Origin of the sequence: Jeotgalicoccus marinus DSM 19772, from assembly GCF_000425825.1 — a bacterium.
GTDB lineage: Bacteria > Bacillota > Bacilli > Staphylococcales > Salinicoccaceae > Jeotgalicoccus > Jeotgalicoccus marinus.
Genome location: NZ_AUEE01000007.1, coordinates 112,696 through 129,692, shown reverse-complemented (window position 1 = coordinate 129,692; position 16,997 = coordinate 112,696). Strand labels below are relative to the sequence as shown.

Here is a 16,997-nt window from a genome sequence, read left to right as displayed (position 1 = left end):
ATCCAACATACTTAGAATAGTGATGTGATTTCCTCATCCCTATCCAATCCGATTAGAATAGTGATGTGAACTCCTCGTCCCTATCCAAATACCCCAAAAAATCCGAATCTAAGACGAAAGTTCTAACTCCTATACAAAAAAGACATTGAAAACTTTAATTAAAGTTTTCAATGTCTTATATATTATCTATTTCTTAATTCGCAACAATGTTAACAAGTTTACCAGGGACGACAATCACTTTTCTAATCGTTTTTCCTTCAACTTGTGATTTAACTGTCTCGTCATCTAATGCGATACTTTCTAATTCATCTTTAGAAATATCAACCGCAACATTTAACTTCGTTTTAACTTTACCGTTGATTTGAACAACAACTTCCACTGTATCTTCAACGAGTTTAGTTTCGTCAAACGTTGGCCATTCGCTGTAAGCAACAGTATCTTCATTACCAAGGCGCTGCCATAACTCTTCGGCTAAGTGCGGTGCAACTGGAGAAAGTAGTTTAACAAAACCTTCTATATAAGATTTATTTATTCCCTCAGCCTTATAACCTTCATTTACAAATACCATCAATTGTGAAATACCTGTGTTAAATAACAAGTTGTCAAAGTCACTCGATACTTTCTTCACAGTTTCATTGTATACTTTATCGAGCTCTGGCGTATCTTTAGTAACTACTTTTGAAGAGACTTCTCCTGATGATTCATCAATAATCAAACGCCAAACACGGTCTAGGAATCTTCTCGCACCATCTAATCCATTTTCACTCCATGCAATGGACGCGTCTAAAGGCCCCATGAACATCTCGTAAAGTCTTAGTGTATCTGCACCGTGTGAGTATATAATATCATCCGGGTTAACGACGTTACCCTTAGATTTACTCATTTTCTCATTGCCTTCACCAAGGATCATACCCTGGTTATACAGTTTTTGGAACGGTTCTTTAGTAGGTACTGCGCCAATATCGTAAAGTACTTTATGCCAGAATCTCGCATATAGTAAATGAAGTACAGCGTGTTCTGTACCACCAATATATAGATCCACTGGTAGCCAGTGTTTTAATTTCTCTGGATCGGCAATCATTTCATCATTGTGCGGATCAATAAAGCGTAGGAAATACCAACTTGAACCTGCCCACTGTGGCATGGTATTCGTTTCACGACGCCCTTTAACGCCATCTTCTCTCACTACATTAACCCAATCCGTATTATTAGCAAGTGGCGACTCACCTGTCCCTGATGGCTTAATTTCAGTCATAACAGGTAGTTCTAGTGGTAGCTCATCCTCTGGTACAGTTGACATCGTACCATCTTCCCAGTGTATAACTGGAATTGGCTCACCCCAGTAACGTTGACGACTAAAGAGCCAATCTCTTAAGCGATAAGTTATCTTAGCCTCACCACTACCATTTTCTTCAAGGAGTTCAATGGCTTTCTTTATACCATCATTTAAGCCAAGACCATTTAAAGGACCTGAATTAATATGTGGTCCTTCACCAGTGAATGCTTCTTCTTCAACATTACCACCGTCCAGAACAGGAATAATATCCAGACCAAAAGTTTTCGCAAATTCATAGTCACGTTCATCATGAGCAGGAACAGCCATTATCGCACCTGTTCCATATGATGCCAAGACATAATCTGCTATCCATATCGGTAATTTCTCACCACTTAATGGATTCACTGCATAAGCACCAGTGAAAACACCAGTTTTTTCTTTGGCAAGATCAGTACGTTCTAGCTCACTCTTATGGGCTGCAGCAGTTTGATAGGCTTCTATAGCCTCTCTTTGTTCATCAGTCGTAATTTCATCGATTAATTTATGTTCTGGAGATAAAACGGCGTATGTTGCCCCGTAAATTGTGTCCGGACGTGTTGTAAAAGCGCTAAAGGATGTATCCGTGCCATCGATTTCAAATGTAATATTCGCACCCTCAGATTTACCGATCCAATTACGCTGCATATCTTTTAATGACTCAGGCCAATCAAGTTCATCTAGATCTGCCAGTAAACGCTCTGCATATTCAGTGATGCGTAGCACCCACTGTCTCATCGGCTTACGTACGACCGGATGACCACCACGTTCACTCTTACCATCAATAACCTCTTCATTAGCAAGTACTGTCCCCAATGCTTCACACCAGTTAACAGGCACTTCATCAACATAAGCGAGACCTTTGTTATATAACTGGATAAAAATCCACTGTGTCCACTTATAGTAGCTTGGGTCTGTCGTATTGATTTCACGGTCCCAGTCATAAGAAAAACCAAGTGCTTTAATTTGACGACGGAAATTATCGATATTTTTTTCATTAAAGGCATGAATATCATTACCTGTATCAATCGCATATTGTTCTGCAGGCAAACCAAATGCGTCCCAACCCATTGGATGTAGAACATCATAACCTTGCATACGTTTCATACGGCTAACTATATCCGTTGCTGTATACCCTTCAGGGTGACCAACATGAAGCCCCGCTCCAGATGGATATGGGAACATATCTAGAGCATAAAATTTCTTGTTACCTTTATTTTCTTTCGTTTTAAAAGTCTTGTTCTCTTCCCAAAACTTTTGCCACTTTTGTTCAATATCTCTATGCTTAAACGTCATTTCTTTCTCCTCCTGAAATTAAAAAATCCCATATCTAAAAAAGATATGGGACGATCTATAAGACCGCGGTACCACCCGCATTCACAATTATGTGCAACTTTGATTACTATTCATTTAACACAGACAAGTTCACTTGATTTTCATACTGGTTTACACCAACCACCAGCTCGCTTAAATAAAAATTTCAGTTACTACTTCTGATAGTATTAATATATCCGAATCTTCCATAATTATCAAGCTTGCTCAATATTTAATAATAGTTTCTTCTTATCTAAGCCACCAGTGTAGCCCCCATATCCTCCATCACTCGCAATAACACGGTGACATGGGATAATAATAGATATTGGATTTTTTCCATTTGCATTTGCAACAGCCCTTGAATAATTACTTCCTGAAATTCTATTGGCGAGCATTTTATAACTAATTGTTTGGCCAAATGGTATTTGGGCTAATTCTTTCCATACGCTTCTTTGAAAGTCTGTTCCCGACCCAGTAAAATCTACTGGAACATCAAAGTGCTTTCTTTTACCTTCAAAGTATTCATTTAATTCATTGACACATTGATCAAGTACTGCATTTTTTACATCACTGTCGGATGCTTCGTCACAGTAATTAATGTGAGTGATTGCCTGATCATTCGCTTTGATTTGTAAGTAACCAACCGGGAATCTTTCATAATAAGTGTACACTGGCATATTATCAGTCCTTATAAGTTATTTTGTAACCCTCATTATGCTTCTTAGCAGTTTTCCTAATACAGAAATAAGCGAGAACAAGACATAGTACTGTTAGGGAAATCAATAGAGTAAACATCGCTTGATGATTGATGACATTATTACCATCAACAACTTCAAACACTAAACTCGAAATACGACCAACGGCTAAAACCAGGACAAAAATGGTTGTTGTAATAATCACATTACTCGCAGTATCTAATCGGTTGGCAGGGCTCTTTTTAGAGACTACCGGACTCATTAAACCGATTACCATGCCTATGGGTATAACCGTTAGGACAGTTAAAATTGAGAGTATTATCGTATACATTAAGGCTGCCAATGTCGGTGTAATAATGAAGTAAATTACAACACTGAGCACTACATAAACCGGTAGAATAGTGATGACATTATATAAATACTTTGCACGCATTAAAGTCAATCCATTTACTGGTAAGAGCTTTAAAAACTGATAATGACTCGCGTCTCTTGCGGTGTTCATCGCGGACACAAAAAGTGAAATCATCACAGCGCCTGCAAAACCTATAGCAATTATAACCTGATCTGGGTTCAATACCCCACCAAACATGACAGGATTAGCGGCGACTAAATATAGAAATATGAATGGAAATAAATACTGTGGTAAGACGACAGACCATTCCTTAAAGTCACGAAAGGTCAGTTTTAAATCTTTTTTAATTAGAGATTTTATTGGATGATCCACAGTCGTTTTCACACTGCCATGGTATCTATTCACATTATCATTAACATTCCCTTTAATGAAGGCTTGGGTCACACTGGAAACAGTCAAACGAACTAAAGCTGTAATCAGTAAAACGAGAGCGATGTTTACGACTATCGTCATTATTAGTGACGGTTTATAAAGATATCCCGCATATAAAAAATTGATTTCTGGCATCATTTCTATAGTTTGAATCAAGTACTGACCACCTATTGTCATTATAAAAAATGGTAGTACTGATGCAAAACCGCCTACAAGGGTTAAGATCTCACCTACTCTTTTTGCAGAAGATATCTTAGTCACTAGAAAGACCAAACCATAAGATACTGCTATGGTTAGTACACCAAGTGCAACAAAGTACATCAAACTATTGAGGAGTATCACTGGATGACTATAGCGTATCGTAAGTGCAGCACCAACGATGACTGCTAAAATTAAATTTATTGGGAAAACTTTAAAGCCGTATTGTATAATCATCTTCGCCGTAAAAAGATGAGTTGGTTTTATCGGTAATAGTAAATAGGATTCTATATTTTTGTCCATAAACATCTCTTTAATAATGCCGTTGACTAAGAACAGAGCATGTATGATGAGTACAGCTAAACTGAGCAGTATGAGTGCTTTTGGAATCAAGCTTTCTTCTGCATTAATAAAGAATGTACTCATGAGCATCCACATCATTGGCAAGAGCACCATCATTATAATGAAAGCTAAAATAACATAAACGAGTATTTTAGATGTATCTAGGGCTTTGAGATAATTAATTTTAGATTTAGTTTCAAGCTTCAGTATCTGCTTTAGCATCTTCTTTTTCACCACCTGTTAAACTTAAGAAGATGTCTTCTAGACTACCCTGACTACCATCTTTTAACTCTTCTAGTGTCCCTGTAATTTTAATCTCACCATTATATATAATACATATTCTATCTGCAATTTCTTCAGCTAAACTTAAAGTATGTGTGGTTAGAAATACCGTGTTACCCGCTTTTACATAGGCCTTTAAATAATCCTTTAAAAGACGGTTACTCTTTGGGTCGAGTCCAACTGTCGGTTCATCTAAGAATAAAAGTTCAGGAGAATGCATGAGAGCAGCAGTTAAGACAAGTTTTTGACGCATACCGTGAGAATATTCCTCAACTAAGGTACCAAGTGCCTGATCAATTTCAAACATTTTTGTTAGTTCGTCTCGTTTATTCTCATAAACCACTTCATCCATCTGATATACACTAGCAATAAAGTTCAAGTATTCAGAACCTGTCAATTTCCCCATAATATCCGGTGTATCTGGGACAAAACTCATCCGTCTTTTTATATCTACTTGATTTAAATCCATCTTACTACCAAATATTTCGATCATACCGCTTGTGGGTTCAACTAAGCCGGTCAACATTTTAATTGTTGTAGACTTCCCTGATCCATTGGGTCCAAGGTAGGCAAACAACTCCCCACTTTTGACGTTGAAGTCAATATCATTGACCGCTATCTTGTCACCATATTTTTTTGAAAGCTGAGAGACTTCGATCATACTAAGTGCCTCATTTCTTGTGATAAAATTAATAGGAGAAAGGATGAAACTATGCTTAAAAAAATTCTACCAACTGCTAAAGAATATATAGAAGAAATTATTGAGCCGACAGACCTTGTCGTCGATGCGACATGTGGCAATGGCCATGATAGTCATTTCTTATCGTCTCTTGTACCTAAGGGCACCGTCTATAGCTTTGACATACAAAAAGATGCCATTTTAAAAGCTAAAGAAAAATATCCAGCACCAAATATACACTTCATTCAAGATGGTCATGAAAATGTCGATCAATATATCCAAGAAAATATCAAAGCTGCAATCTTTAATCTCGGCTATCTCCCAGGTGGAAATAAATCAATTACAACCATCCCTGAGACCACCGTTACCGCTCTTAATAAATTATTCACCCTGTTAAGTGTTGGTGGCAGAATTGCCATTGTGGTCTACCATGGACATGAGAGCGGCAAAATAGAACGTGATCAACTCATTAATGAACTGAGTAAGTGGCCTCAAGATACATGCCAAGTTTTAGAATATAAATATATCAACCAAAAAAATCATGCACCGTTCTTATTACTGATAGAAAAATCAGCCTAGTTTTTAGGAATTAAACCGATACTAAAGAGCTGTGTATTTATAAACTGGTCTAAGAGATAATATGGATATTCAATATCTTCACGTTGGAAAATACTATGTTCATTGGATTCCATCATTATAAATCTAAAATCAGCTGATAAGTTACGCTTCATATACTTAGCTGATAAGTATGGGTTTATAATTTGATTGTCATCTGTCATGATGCATAGGATTGGTACATCACCGACTTCTTCCATAGTCTCTGATGTTTCCTTCATCTGATTGATGACAGTCTTATACCACTGATAACTCACCTTATCGACGATAAGTTCATCTTTTTTATAGCGGTTTAGGAAGTTTTTATCCTCAGTAAAATAAGATAATTTAATCCCTGGATTAAACCTTGTTTCATCACTCGTCATACGCACACTCGTTAAAATAGTATTTTTTCTATTCATGAATGATTGTTTAAATGATAAGAGAGGATTTAAAAGGATTAATCCGTCTGACTGAATTCTTCCTTGCCGAGTGGCTTCAATCGCAATCAAGCCACCTAAGCCCTGGCCAATGACAAAAGTTGGTAACTCATAATCTAAGGCAAGGTTATGCCATTCAGCGATACGTTCTGTATATTGATCAAAATTATTAATATGCCCTTTATTTACACGCGTCGTTTGACCATGTCCTGGTAAATCCCCAATGATGACATGATAACCATCTCGGCGAAGCTTGACTGTAAGTGCATCGTAATATTCATGATGTTCTAATAAGTCATGAACGATAACAACAGCACCCTTAGCTTCATTTTCAGTTTCCCACTTCCACATATGCTGTCTCCTTACAAAAAAATTAAAATTTGATATGATGAAATCATTATAACATTCCATAAAAGAAAGGAAATTTAAAATGATACATGATTACAAAAATCACAGCCCAAAGATTAGTGACAATGCTTTTATTGCGCCAAATGCAACCGTTATCGGTGATGTTGAAATTGGAGAATTTTCTTCAGTATTTTTCGGTTCTGTTATCCGTGGTGATATCGCACCAGTTCGTATCGGAAATTACACTAATGTTCAAGACCTTTCTATCTTACATCAAACACCAGGACTACCTCTGACATTAGAAGACAATGTCACGATTGGTCATAAGGTGACCCTTCACAGCTGTACAGTTAAAAAAGGCGCACTAGTCGGTATGGATTCAACAATACTTGATGAAGCTGTTATTGGAGAAAATGCCTTTATAGGTGCTGGCTCCTTAGTCACAGGTGGTACAGTCATTCCTCCAAATACCATGGCTTTTGGACGTCCTGCAAAAGTTGTGCGAGAACTCACAGAAGAAGACCTAGAAGAGATGAAGAGAATCAACGAGACATACGTTGGTCACATTCCAAATTATAAAAATTAAAAATTTAAAGTTTTTACACCAAATATATTATAAAAGGATATATAATAGCTTTAAACAATAAAAAGAAAACGCTTTACTTGTAGGAGGATTAGTATGGGAGTAGTAAGAGACATATTTATTGGTTTATCAGAAAATAAGGTTTTAAACGACGCATCAAAGCAGATGGGGTTACGCTTTGGCGCACAAAAAGTCGTTGGCGGAACTGGTGTTGAAGATACACTTAAATGTATAAATGACATCAACAACCAAGGTATGAGTGTTACATTTGATAACCTTGGTGAGTTTATTTCTGATAAGTCAGAGGCAACTACAGAGAAAAATAACATAATAAAAATGATTAAAGCAGTACAAGATAAAGGTGCAAGTGCCTACCCTTCGGTAAAACTTTCTCAAATTGGATTGCATATAGATGAAGAATTTTGCTACCAAAATATAAGAGAGATTATTGAAGCTGCTAAGAAAACGGATATGTTCGTTAACTTGGATATGGAGAATTATGTATCCAAAGAACCATCTATGAGAATTCTCGATAAGTTACTTAAAGAATTTGATAATGTAGGTACAGTCATTCAAGCATATTTTTATGATGCGAAGAAAGATGTAAGAAAATATAAAGATCAGCGCATTCGCTTAGTTAAAGGTGCCTATAAAGAGCCGACAACTTTGGCGTATCAGTCAAAAAATGACATTGATCAATCGTTCTTTGAAATTATTAAAACACATTTAGTTGAAGGTGAAGGTTTTACATCAATTGCAACACATGATCATAACATTATAGAAAAATCGATTCGTTTTATTGAAACTCAGAATATCCCAAAAGATAAATTTGAATTCCAAATGCTATATGGTTTCCGTAAGGAATATCAAGAAGAGTTAGTAAAACGCGGCTATAACATGTGTGTGTATGTACCATTTGGTACGGATTGGTATGCATACTTCATGAGACGTTTAGCTGAGAGACCTCAAAACTTAAACCTAGTCGTGAAGTCAGTGACGAAGAGCAAACGCTTTAGAGCAGGTGCCATCGGTGTCGCTGCCCTAATTGTGGTTTCTGGTCTCGTGAAATTACTTAAAAAATAAATAAAGATAGGATTTTTATGAATAATTATATAAAAATAGGCGTAGGTGCAATGCTCGGTGCACTCCTACGCTTTTTATTGTCAATCGGAACTCTAAACCTCGCCCTCCCCTTTTTCACAGGGACTTTAATCGTAAATATCGCTGGTGCCTTGTTGATTGGTTTTCTAATCGCAAAAGACATGAGTGCTGGTAAAACTGCATTTTGGATTAAAGGATTCTTAGGTAGCTTTACGACTTTTTCACTGTTGTCTTATGAACAATATCTCCTGTTGTCTTATGGGGATTATTTGGTTTTCATGGTTTATTTAGCAATTAATCTTTTCCTAGGGCTAATCGCAGTCTTTTTAGGATTCACTCTAGGAGGGAAAAAGGTCAATGATTAATTTAATTACCATGCTCGTCGCTGCAGCACTTGGTGCTTGCTTGCGCGTATACATTTCGAATTTAAGCGTGTTCAAAGAAAAAGAAATACCATTCAGTACACTCGCAGTCAATGTTATAGGCTCATTTTTGATGGGCTTATCCGCTATGATCTTACTCGCAAATTCACAGTACTACTTCGTCATCACAACAGGATTTTTAGGCGGATTCACAACCTATTCCCAGTTCGCCTTAGACCAATTCGACTTGTTGAGAGAAAAGAAAACCGTTCTATTCTTTAAATACTCCCTAGCCAGCATCTTCTTCACACTCGCTGGTATTGCTTTTGGTTTAATTGTGGGTAATATGTTTGTTTGATTTAGTTGGTTGTGGGAGTCAGGGAATCAACGCCAAAATAGTGTTAGACTCCAAGGCACTTTGAAGCTCAACGTCAAAATGACGTTAGACCCCTATACTCTTAAAGGAGCAACATCAAAAAAATATATGCTCAATATGAAAGTAAATGAAGCTTCTTATAATAAGAAGCTTCATCCACTTTTTCTAGTCTTCATAGTGTTTATTCACAAATTCTTCGATTGGTAAGTAAAAGTCATCAAGATTTTCTTTTACTTTGTCATATGACCAGTGCCACCATTCTATTTTCAGTAATTTTTCAATGATATCATCGCTAAACCGCTTCTTAATTTGTTTACCCGGAACACCGACAACAATTGCATAGGGTTCTACATCTTTTGTCACCACTGCACCTGCGCCAATCACAGCACCGTGACCGATGGTCACTTCTGGGGAAATGATTGCACCATGCCCAATCCACGTGTCATGACCAATAACTGTTTTACGACTTTCTCTATGCTCAAAAAACTGCTCATCATCCGTGTCACTAAAGCCGTACATTTTTCTTCTATAAGTAAAGTGATGTAAGGTTGGTCTCTCATAGGGGTGATCCGTCGGCCCGATTCTCACCATTGCTGCAATGTTAGAATACTTCCCGATCTCTGTGTTTTGCACGAAGCAAAATTGTCCTGTATAAGAAAAATCTCCAAAAGTACTATTCTCTAGAAAATTATACATACCAACTTCAGTGTAAATTCCAAACTCACTGTTAGTAATCTTAGCGTGATCATGTACTGTAACTTCATGACCCAATTGCTTATCTGAAATATTCATCTTGACCCTCCACAAGTTCGCTTTCTTATATCTTAACTTGTTGCCAAGTTGAACATTGTAAAGGTGTCGTGAATATCATGTAATTACAGTTAAATTATTTTTTCGATAAAAGATTCATAGACGTTTTTAAAAGCACATTCGCACCATCATCAATTTCCTCATCGGAAGTATATTCCAATGGATTATGACTCACACCATCTTTACTAGGCACAAAAATCATGGCTGATGGTGCAATTCTGTTAATCATTTGAGCATCATGACCAGCACCTGAAATCATTCTTTTAACAGTTAAATTCAAATCCCTAGCTGACTCCGTAATTGTATCCCCTAGCATTTCGTCAAACACAACTGGCTCAAAAATGGCAAATTCTGTTGCCTTTACACCAATTTCACCCTGTGCCTCAATTTCTTTTAATAACCCTCTAACAAATTCTTGTGCTTCATTAAACCCTTCATCTTCAGGGCTTCTCATATCTAAAGTAAAGGTCACTTTAGATGGAATGATCGTTGCAGCATTGGGTTCTAATTGAATTGAGCCGATCGTTGCAACTGTTGCCAATTTATTATCATTTATGTAGTTATATAATCTCGATGAAAAATATGCAAAAGCCTGCATTGGATCTTTTCTTAAATAATTCGGTGTTGACCCTGCGTGGTTTGCTTCACCAGTAAAAATGATTTCCCTTCTAGAATTCCCTTGTAAATTATATACTGCACCAATCTGTACATTCTCTTTCTCTAAAATCGGCCCTTGCTCTATGTGAAGTTCAAGATACCACTCGGGTTTAATAAAGCCGGGTTCATTGTCCCCTTTATAGCCGATGCGCTCTAGTTCATCACCCATACGCATTCCATCCATGCCGATTGTATCGAGTGCTTTATCAATGTTTAGATCACCAGAGTAAACTAAAGAACCGAGCATACTTGGTGGAAATCTAACACCTTCTTCATTTGTAAATGCAACAATGGTAATGGGTCTAGGAGATTTAAAATGATTTTCTTTTAAAGTCTCTACGACTTCAAGACCCGAAAGCACTCCAAGCACACCGTCATAAATACCCGCATCAATCACTGAATCTATATGAGATCCTATCATCAATGGTTTTTGATCTTTGTTTTCATCAGTCTGCCAAGTTGCAAACATATTACCAAATTGATCCAATTGGACAATTAACCCTAATGACTCAAACCAAGATTTTAGTAAATCTCTACCCGCTTTGTCCTCATCCGTTAAAGCAAGCCTGACTAATTGGCCCTCATCGTTTCTTCCAACTTTACTCAATGTCTTAATTCTATCTAACAATCTTTCCTTATTTATTCTTAAATGCTCCATTTGTTAAGCCCCTTTTCTTATATAAGTTGTCAAAACGACTTCTTACTTCAACTATATCAATATATAATACTATAATTGTATTTTTAGTTCCGGAATGATAATACATCCTTCTCCTAGACTGCCAAAATTATGTTCATAAGCATAGTTGTTATCAATTAAGTACATCGCTAAGGCGCATAAAAAGGCATCCATCTTATCTTCCAGATGTTTATAATGTTTAACGGACATATCTTTTCGATCATACTGGTAAACTTCAGAGAAGCCACTTATCATACTACGTACCTCAAATTTTTTTATTTCATTGATTAAGGTTTCCATACGGTCAAGGGACTCTGAAAAAGTCATACCTTTCTTTCTTTTATAATTCACAGGGTAGATATTTGGGAATAAGCCTGCACAGATACCGGTTGGAAAAGTCTCCTGAATCGTGTGAAAATTTTTTTGACCTATAGATGTATTTGGGATTTGATCCACTAGTAAATGACTCACCGTCTCTCCTCTAATACTTTTAAAAGTCTTTTCTAAAAATGTTCGGTTAGAATTGAATGCATATACTCTATAGCCATTGATTCTAGATTTTAATAGTGACCGCTCAGCATCCCTTGAACCACCTTCATTGTTCACAATTAAGGGCGCATCTATTCCAATCATTAATTCATATTTACTCTCTAATTGAATCATTTCTACTATTTCTTCATCAGTAAAAATTTTAGATTCCAGAAATTCTACTCTTCCTATATGGTCGATGACACATATACCTGTTTCATTGTTATAAGTCCAAGCAAGATCCACACCGATGTACTTCATAATATTACTCTTTCGTCTGATTAATCTATGGTAAAATTATAGCACTAATCAGATTGGAGCAGTTTTCATGTTGAATATAAAACAACTTCAAGTATTGTTAAGTATAGAAGAAATTCAAGAAGTAGAAATTTTGGATAAGGGCTTTTCCGACGATAGTAAATATGTAGTAAAAACGAGTAGGGACAAATTTCTTTTAAGACTGACTTCAATTAAAAATAAAGCACGAATGCTTCAAATGATTTCTCTTTTAAAACAAGCAAAGGCAAATAATATCCGTACACATCAAGTTATTGATCATGGAGAATTTTCAGAAACACAATATTATCTGTTAACGACTTGGATTGAGGGTCGTGATTTAGAAGTAGTATTGCCGACCTTATCAAAAGAAAAACAATACGAAATTGGTCTTCAAGCTGGTGAGATTTTAAGACACATTCATGATTTTGAGATGAATTTATTTAGTGAAGATAGGTGGGAAAATAGGTTTAATAAAAAGATTGATAAAAAGATTAAGGCCTATGAAGAATGTGATATTAAATTTGAAAATGGCGATTTATTTATAGAAGCTGTTGAGAGTCGTCGTTATCTTTTAAAGGATTCACCTATCGTCCAACATCACGGAGACTTTCATGTTGGTAATCTGTTAATAAATGACAAAGGTCAAATATATATTATTGATTTTGACCGTCACGATACTGGTGACCCTTATGAAGAATTTAATAGAATCGTATGGTGTGCTGGGGTCAGCTCTTATTTTGCCAGTGGTCGAGTAGATGGTTATTTTAATAATAATATTCCAAGTATATTTTGGGACTTACTCATCCTTTATATTTCAAATAATACTTTATCCTCATTACCATGGGCAGTTCCATTTGGAGATAAGCAAATTGAAGTCATGAAAGTTCAGGCTAAACAGATACTAACTTGGTACGATAATTTTAATACTTATATACCCTCATGGTATATTTCATAAAAAATGCCTTGAAATCTATTGATTTCAAGGCTTTTATCTTATATTTCAACTGTTTTATCTTTAGATTTTGCTCGTCTATTCAAGGTGAATAATATTCCGACGAGCACTGCAGCAGTCGTGATGATACCTAAAATAGAGTTTTCTGTGAAACCTGTCATTAGGAACCCACTTGCTGCTGATAATGCAATAATTAATGCATACGGTAACTGCGTTCTAATGTGCTCCATGTGGTCAGCTGCTGCACCTGTTGATGACATGATACTTGTATCAGAAATCGGTGAACAGTGATCTCCAAAGAGTCCGCCAGATATTGATGCACCTATAGCGAGTGCTAAACTCATATCAAGTTCGTTTGCCATTGGAATTGCAATTGGGATCATGATGGAGAATACACCCCATGAGCTACCAGTTGCAAAGGAAATTAAGGCACCTAAAATAAAGATAACCACTGGTACAATAAATCCAGGTAAGAAACTTCCAACATAGTGTGCAAGGACTTCACCTAAGCCCATAGTTGTCGCAATCCCACCTATGGACCAAGCCATCACTAAAATTACAGGTACAATCATCACTTGCATAAAGCCATCTACCCAGTCGTTTAACAATGTTTGTAAAGACATTTTATAGCGAAGTATTGCATAAACCATTGCTCCGACACTACCTAAGAAAAAGCCAGTCGTTATTGCAAATATGATGTTTGCATTCAAGAAAGCATCTACAAAACCATTCGTAGCGATATCACCTGTCCAAAAGATTACACCAAATATTCCTGTGAAAAGTAAGAGTAAAGGAATAACGAATGAGAAGATATCTGCTGGTTGTTGATCGTCTTGGTCTTCATCTGCGTTAATCATAAGTTTGTCATTGTCACCATATAATTTCCCTGTATCAATGGCACGTTTTTCAGCCTTATACATTGGACCGATATCTAAGTTCATGTTAATAACGAACAAGACTCCGATAATCGCAAATATTCCATATAGATTAAATGGAATCATCTGTACAAATAAGGTCCATGGATTATCTGTTAAAGCTAAAGCCGTTAACTGCGTTCCGATAATTCCAGTAATAAATGGACCGTAAACACTAATCGGTGACATAGCTGCTAAGGGACTACCCATTGAGTCAATTATGTAAGCTAGTTTCACTCTAGAAATGTTTAACTTATCTGTTACTGGGCGCGTAATTGTACCTAAAATTAGTACCGGCTCTGTGTAGGAAAATAGAAAGGCGCTCCCAAATACGAAGTTCTGTCCTTTTTTACGTGTATTCACCTTTTTAGTTGTAAATTCCGCAAAGGCTTGTCCTGCCCCAGTTTTCCTCAAAATATTAATGAAACCTCCTGTAAAGACTACGAGTAGAATTAACGCAGCATTCCATGAATCCGCAATAGACGGGACCATGACATCATTAATCGTATATGTAAAACCTAAAACAGGATTCCAATTGTTAATTACTGTTGCACCAAACCATACACCTAAAAATAAAGCGACCACTGTTTGCTTCGTTAAAATCGCAATAATAATCGCTAATAAAGGTGGTAACAACGATAATAGCCCATATTCCACTTATATACACCTTCTATATTTATATTATAATTTCTAATCATACCTTAGTGTGCTAGTAATGAAAACATTAATTTTAAATTTTCACTAATCGTGACAGTGTCATCATTCATCTACCTGTATTCTTCTAAAATAATACAAAAATAGCGTGAAAATCTGAATTTCAAGATTTTCACGCTAGCCAAAATAATTCATTATGTTATTTTATTCTCCACCATTTTGTATTCCGAATTGATCTACGAGTTCTACAGTTCTTTCCTCACCTAATAAGAAATCTCCACTTAACTGATACATACTTACAATCATCTCGTTGCCTTCAACTTCATATATTGCGAAGTTCTGACTTGATGAATCACGATTGTTTGAATGTGAATCTTCAAAGGCATCAGTTTCTTGAGGTTGGCCACCAAATCCGAATAAGCTATTGTAATAGTCTACATCTTCTTCTGTCATCCAATCAAGATCTGGTCTAACTTCGTGTAAGTGATCTACACCTTTAGAATAAACATCGTCATATTCTTTAGTACCACCTGTGTTAGGTAGAACATATACCGTACCATCAGGATTTTCCATATATTCTACTCCGTTATCCCCTACAAAAGTGTTAACATCCTCAACTTCAGCATTAGAGAAGTTTTCATCACTTGGTACATGTGTTAATGAATGTGTTCTAGAGATAACATGGTCGTGTCCTTGTAGTCCTAAATCAATATCCAGTTCATCAATTAGAGCTGTTAATTCTTCTCTGACTTTCTGAACATCTTCATCTTGTAGTGAGTGATAAGACTTAGAGTAAAGTGGCTTATGATAATTAAGCACAATCCACTCCGCTCCATTGGCACGTGCTTGTTCTACATCTTCACGTAACCAAGCCATCTGTTCTTCACCGATTGCTTTACCTTCTGGATTATCTTCTGATTCTTTGTTGTCATTTGTATTTAAAGTTACAAAGTGCACGCCGTTATAGTCCATTGAATAATATGAACCGCCGTCGACTTTATCGTTCGTTACAGGAACATTAATATGTTCATTAAATTTCTCAGTAAGTGGATCGTCACCATAATTTAAGGCATACTCATCATGGTTACCTGCTGCAACCGACATCGCAGCTTGCATAAAATAAGGACGAGATTGTTCAAATAGGTCTATCCATTCATCTTCTACTTCAGCGACTTCTACAACATCACCAGTGTGAAGTACGAAGTCTGCATCACCAGCAGTTTGTAGTGCATTCATTAAAGTATTTGCCCCAAACGCCGCTTCATTTCTTACATTTTCATTCCAGAATGCATTTTGTGTATCTGTATAGTGAACAAACTTGAATGGGTCTCCAGCTTGTCCAGATGTTTTAAACGTTCCAGTTTCACTAATTTCACCAGACTCACTACCGACATAGTAATAGTAGTCTGTATTTGGCTCAAGACCTGTTGCAGTCGCTTTGTATGAGTATTCAGTCACATCTGTCAGTTCCATGTGACCATAATCTCCGTTCATCCACTCATCACCGTGAGCTTGTGCATCAGTATAATATCCTTCGATGATAGGTTCACCGTTCTCGTCTTCAACAGGTTCTACTTCTTCATCTTCTTTTACTTGAGCAAATATGTAATTTCCATTTGCATCTCGTTCACCATAGTGAGAAGTTACTTCACTTGGTGTCGCTTCAAATTCTAAAGTGTCATCAAAATTCCCTGATTTTGAAACCCAAACTTTAGCATCTTCAAATTGATCAGTTGTATACCAGTTGAATGCCATCTCTGAAGATGTATCCCCATTGAAAGTTGTAATAATACGGTTTGGTGTATTATTTACAGGTACTTCTGCAACTTCAGGTTTTCCTTCCGTTAATTCAGGTGTAAACTCAGCAGATTCTTCTGTTGATTCACTTGGTTGTCCGCCTCCGGCAGCTTGTGTACTCGGTGCGAATAACGCTGAAAAAATGAGCATAACTGTTGCTAATAAAATAGCCAATTTTAAGCTAAATTGCCTATCTCGTAAAAAACAATGTTCATAAATGATACCCTCCTGTATTTGTCTTCAATACAAGTGTAACGAAATAACATTTATGGCATTTTAACATTATGTAAAGTTGTCTTAATATGGAAAAATTAGAAACC

The 16,997-nt window shown here is 36.5% G+C and carries 16 protein-coding genes; 6 read left to right on the top strand and 10 right to left on the bottom strand.

Translation table 11 applies throughout. From position 1 onward, the window contains the following. Positions 1-193: 193 nt before the first annotated feature. The 4 genes from leuS to H624_RS11665 form a co-directional block, all read right to left on the bottom strand. A complete protein-coding gene (leuS, locus tag H624_RS0105480) occupies positions 194-2,608 on the bottom strand; it encodes a leucine--tRNA ligase (protein WP_026866683.1) in 2,415 nt (804 codons plus the stop codon). Positions 2,609-2,841: 233 nt separating this feature from the next. After that, a complete protein-coding gene (locus H624_RS0105475; RefSeq protein ID WP_051220491.1) occupies positions 2,842-3,303 on the bottom strand; it encodes a methylated-DNA--[protein]-cysteine S-methyltransferase in 462 nt (153 codons plus the stop codon). Between the two features lie 4 nt (positions 3,304-3,307). Then, positions 3,308-4,867 carry an ABC-2 transporter permease gene (locus tag H624_RS0105470; protein ID WP_026866681.1) on the bottom strand — a complete coding sequence of 520 codons (1,560 nt, stop codon included), beginning with the start codon at positions 4,865-4,867 and terminating at the stop codon, positions 3,308-3,310. Beyond that, positions 4,842-5,588: an ABC transporter ATP-binding protein gene (locus tag H624_RS11665; protein WP_035856151.1), complete on the bottom strand. Its 747-nt coding sequence runs from the start codon at positions 5,586-5,588 to the stop codon at positions 4,842-4,844. Before H624_RS11665 ends, H624_RS0105470 begins: the two co-directional genes overlap by 26 nt. Positions 5,589-5,639: 51 nt before the next feature. On the opposite strand from H624_RS11665, the gene mnmM reads away from it, so the two are divergent. Continuing rightward, positions 5,640-6,185, top strand: coding sequence for a tRNA 5-(aminomethyl)-2-thiouridylate-methyltransferase MnmM (mnmM, locus tag H624_RS0105460; protein WP_026866680.1), 546 nt, complete (start codon positions 5,640-5,642; stop codon positions 6,183-6,185). Here the strand turns inward: mnmM and H624_RS0105455 are convergent. Beyond that, positions 6,182-6,991, bottom strand: a complete 810-nt coding sequence (locus tag H624_RS0105455) for an alpha/beta hydrolase (RefSeq protein ID WP_026866679.1) — start codon at positions 6,989-6,991, stop codon at positions 6,182-6,184. The genes mnmM and H624_RS0105455 overlap by 4 nt on opposite strands. Before the next feature lie 79 nt (positions 6,992-7,070). Between H624_RS0105455 and H624_RS0105450 the strand changes: the two genes are divergently transcribed. From H624_RS0105450 to H624_RS0105435, 4 genes are all read left to right on the top strand, one after another. Continuing rightward, positions 7,071-7,574, top strand: coding sequence for a gamma carbonic anhydrase (locus H624_RS0105450; RefSeq protein ID WP_026866678.1), 504 nt, complete (start codon positions 7,071-7,073; stop codon positions 7,572-7,574). 93 nt (positions 7,575-7,667) lie between these two features. After that, entirely contained in the window at positions 7,668-8,654 is a 987-nt protein-coding gene (locus H624_RS0105445) for a proline dehydrogenase family protein (protein ID WP_026866677.1), read from the top strand. Between the two features lie 17 nt (positions 8,655-8,671). Beyond that, positions 8,672-9,037: a fluoride efflux transporter FluC gene (locus H624_RS0105440; protein ID WP_026866676.1), complete on the top strand. Its 366-nt coding sequence runs from the start codon at positions 8,672-8,674 to the stop codon at positions 9,035-9,037. Then, entirely contained in the window at positions 9,030-9,392 is a 363-nt protein-coding gene (locus H624_RS0105435) for a fluoride efflux transporter FluC (RefSeq protein ID WP_026866675.1), read from the top strand. The genes H624_RS0105440 and H624_RS0105435 overlap by 8 nt, the downstream gene beginning before the upstream one ends. A 183-nt stretch (positions 9,393-9,575) precedes the next feature. Here the strand turns inward: H624_RS0105435 and H624_RS0105430 are convergent, their stop codons facing one another. The 3 genes from H624_RS0105430 to H624_RS0105420 all read right to left on the bottom strand — a co-directional run bounded on the left by H624_RS0105430 (position 9,576) and on the right by H624_RS0105420 (position 12,342). Then, entirely contained in the window at positions 9,576-10,202 is a 627-nt protein-coding gene (locus H624_RS0105430) for an LbetaH domain-containing protein (RefSeq protein WP_026866674.1), read from the bottom strand. Positions 10,203-10,296: 94 nt separating this feature from the next. Further along, entirely contained in the window at positions 10,297-11,535 is a 1,239-nt protein-coding gene (locus H624_RS0105425) for a M20 family metallo-hydrolase (protein WP_026866673.1), read from the bottom strand. A gap of 69 nt (positions 11,536-11,604) precedes the next feature. Further along, a complete protein-coding gene (locus H624_RS0105420) occupies positions 11,605-12,342 on the bottom strand; it encodes a DUF429 domain-containing protein (protein WP_026866672.1) in 738 nt (245 codons plus the stop codon). Between the two features lie 67 nt (positions 12,343-12,409). On the opposite strand from H624_RS0105420, the gene H624_RS0105415 reads away from it, so the two are divergent. Then, positions 12,410-13,315: an aminoglycoside phosphotransferase family protein gene (locus H624_RS0105415; protein WP_051220490.1), complete on the top strand. Its 906-nt coding sequence runs from the start codon at positions 12,410-12,412 to the stop codon at positions 13,313-13,315. A gap of 38 nt (positions 13,316-13,353) precedes the next feature. Here the strand turns inward: H624_RS0105415 and H624_RS0105410 are convergent, their stop codons facing one another. Beyond that, on the bottom strand, positions 13,354-14,883 hold the full coding sequence (locus tag H624_RS0105410) for a Na+/H+ antiporter NhaC family protein (protein WP_026866670.1): 1,530 nt from the start codon (positions 14,881-14,883) through the stop codon (positions 13,354-13,356). A 201-nt stretch (positions 14,884-15,084) separates the two neighbouring features. After that, a complete protein-coding gene (locus tag H624_RS0105405; protein WP_051220493.1) occupies positions 15,085-16,827 on the bottom strand; it encodes a purple acid phosphatase family protein in 1,743 nt (580 codons plus the stop codon). Between the last annotated feature and the right edge of the window lie 170 nt (positions 16,828-16,997).

Excerpts from the sequence above, each read along its gene's own strand:
- leuS (WP_026866683.1), bottom strand. The coding sequence starts at position 2,608 with ATGACGTTTAAGCATAGAGATATTGAACAAAAGTGGCAAAAGTTTTGG.
- H624_RS0105475 (WP_051220491.1), bottom strand. The coding sequence starts at position 3,303 with ATGCCAGTGTACACTTATTATGAAAGATTCCCGGTTGGTTACTTACAA.
- H624_RS0105470 (WP_026866681.1), bottom strand. The coding sequence starts at position 4,867 with ATGCTAAAGCAGATACTGAAGCTTGAAACTAAATCTAAAATTAATTAT.
- H624_RS11665 (WP_035856151.1), bottom strand. The coding sequence starts at position 5,588 with ATGATCGAAGTCTCTCAGCTTTCAAAAAAATATGGTGACAAGATAGCG.
- mnmM (WP_026866680.1), top strand. The coding sequence starts at position 5,640 with ATGCTTAAAAAAATTCTACCAACTGCTAAAGAATATATAGAAGAAATT.
- H624_RS0105455 (WP_026866679.1), bottom strand. The coding sequence starts at position 6,991 with ATGTGGAAGTGGGAAACTGAAAATGAAGCTAAGGGTGCTGTTGTTATC.
- H624_RS0105450 (WP_026866678.1), top strand. The coding sequence starts at position 7,071 with ATGATACATGATTACAAAAATCACAGCCCAAAGATTAGTGACAATGCT.
- H624_RS0105445 (WP_026866677.1), top strand. The coding sequence starts at position 7,668 with ATGGGAGTAGTAAGAGACATATTTATTGGTTTATCAGAAAATAAGGTT.
- H624_RS0105440 (WP_026866676.1), top strand. The coding sequence starts at position 8,672 with ATGAATAATTATATAAAAATAGGCGTAGGTGCAATGCTCGGTGCACTC.
- H624_RS0105435 (WP_026866675.1), top strand. The coding sequence starts at position 9,030 with ATGATTAATTTAATTACCATGCTCGTCGCTGCAGCACTTGGTGCTTGC.
- H624_RS0105430 (WP_026866674.1), bottom strand. The coding sequence starts at position 10,202 with ATGAATATTTCAGATAAGCAATTGGGTCATGAAGTTACAGTACATGAT.
- H624_RS0105425 (WP_026866673.1), bottom strand. The coding sequence starts at position 11,535 with ATGGAGCATTTAAGAATAAATAAGGAAAGATTGTTAGATAGAATTAAG.
- H624_RS0105420 (WP_026866672.1), bottom strand. The coding sequence starts at position 12,342 with ATGAAGTACATCGGTGTGGATCTTGCTTGGACTTATAACAATGAAACA.
- H624_RS0105415 (WP_051220490.1), top strand. The coding sequence starts at position 12,410 with ATGTTGAATATAAAACAACTTCAAGTATTGTTAAGTATAGAAGAAATT.
- H624_RS0105405 (WP_051220493.1), bottom strand. The coding sequence starts at position 16,827 with ATGCTCATTTTTTCAGCGTTATTCGCACCGAGTACACAAGCTGCCGGA.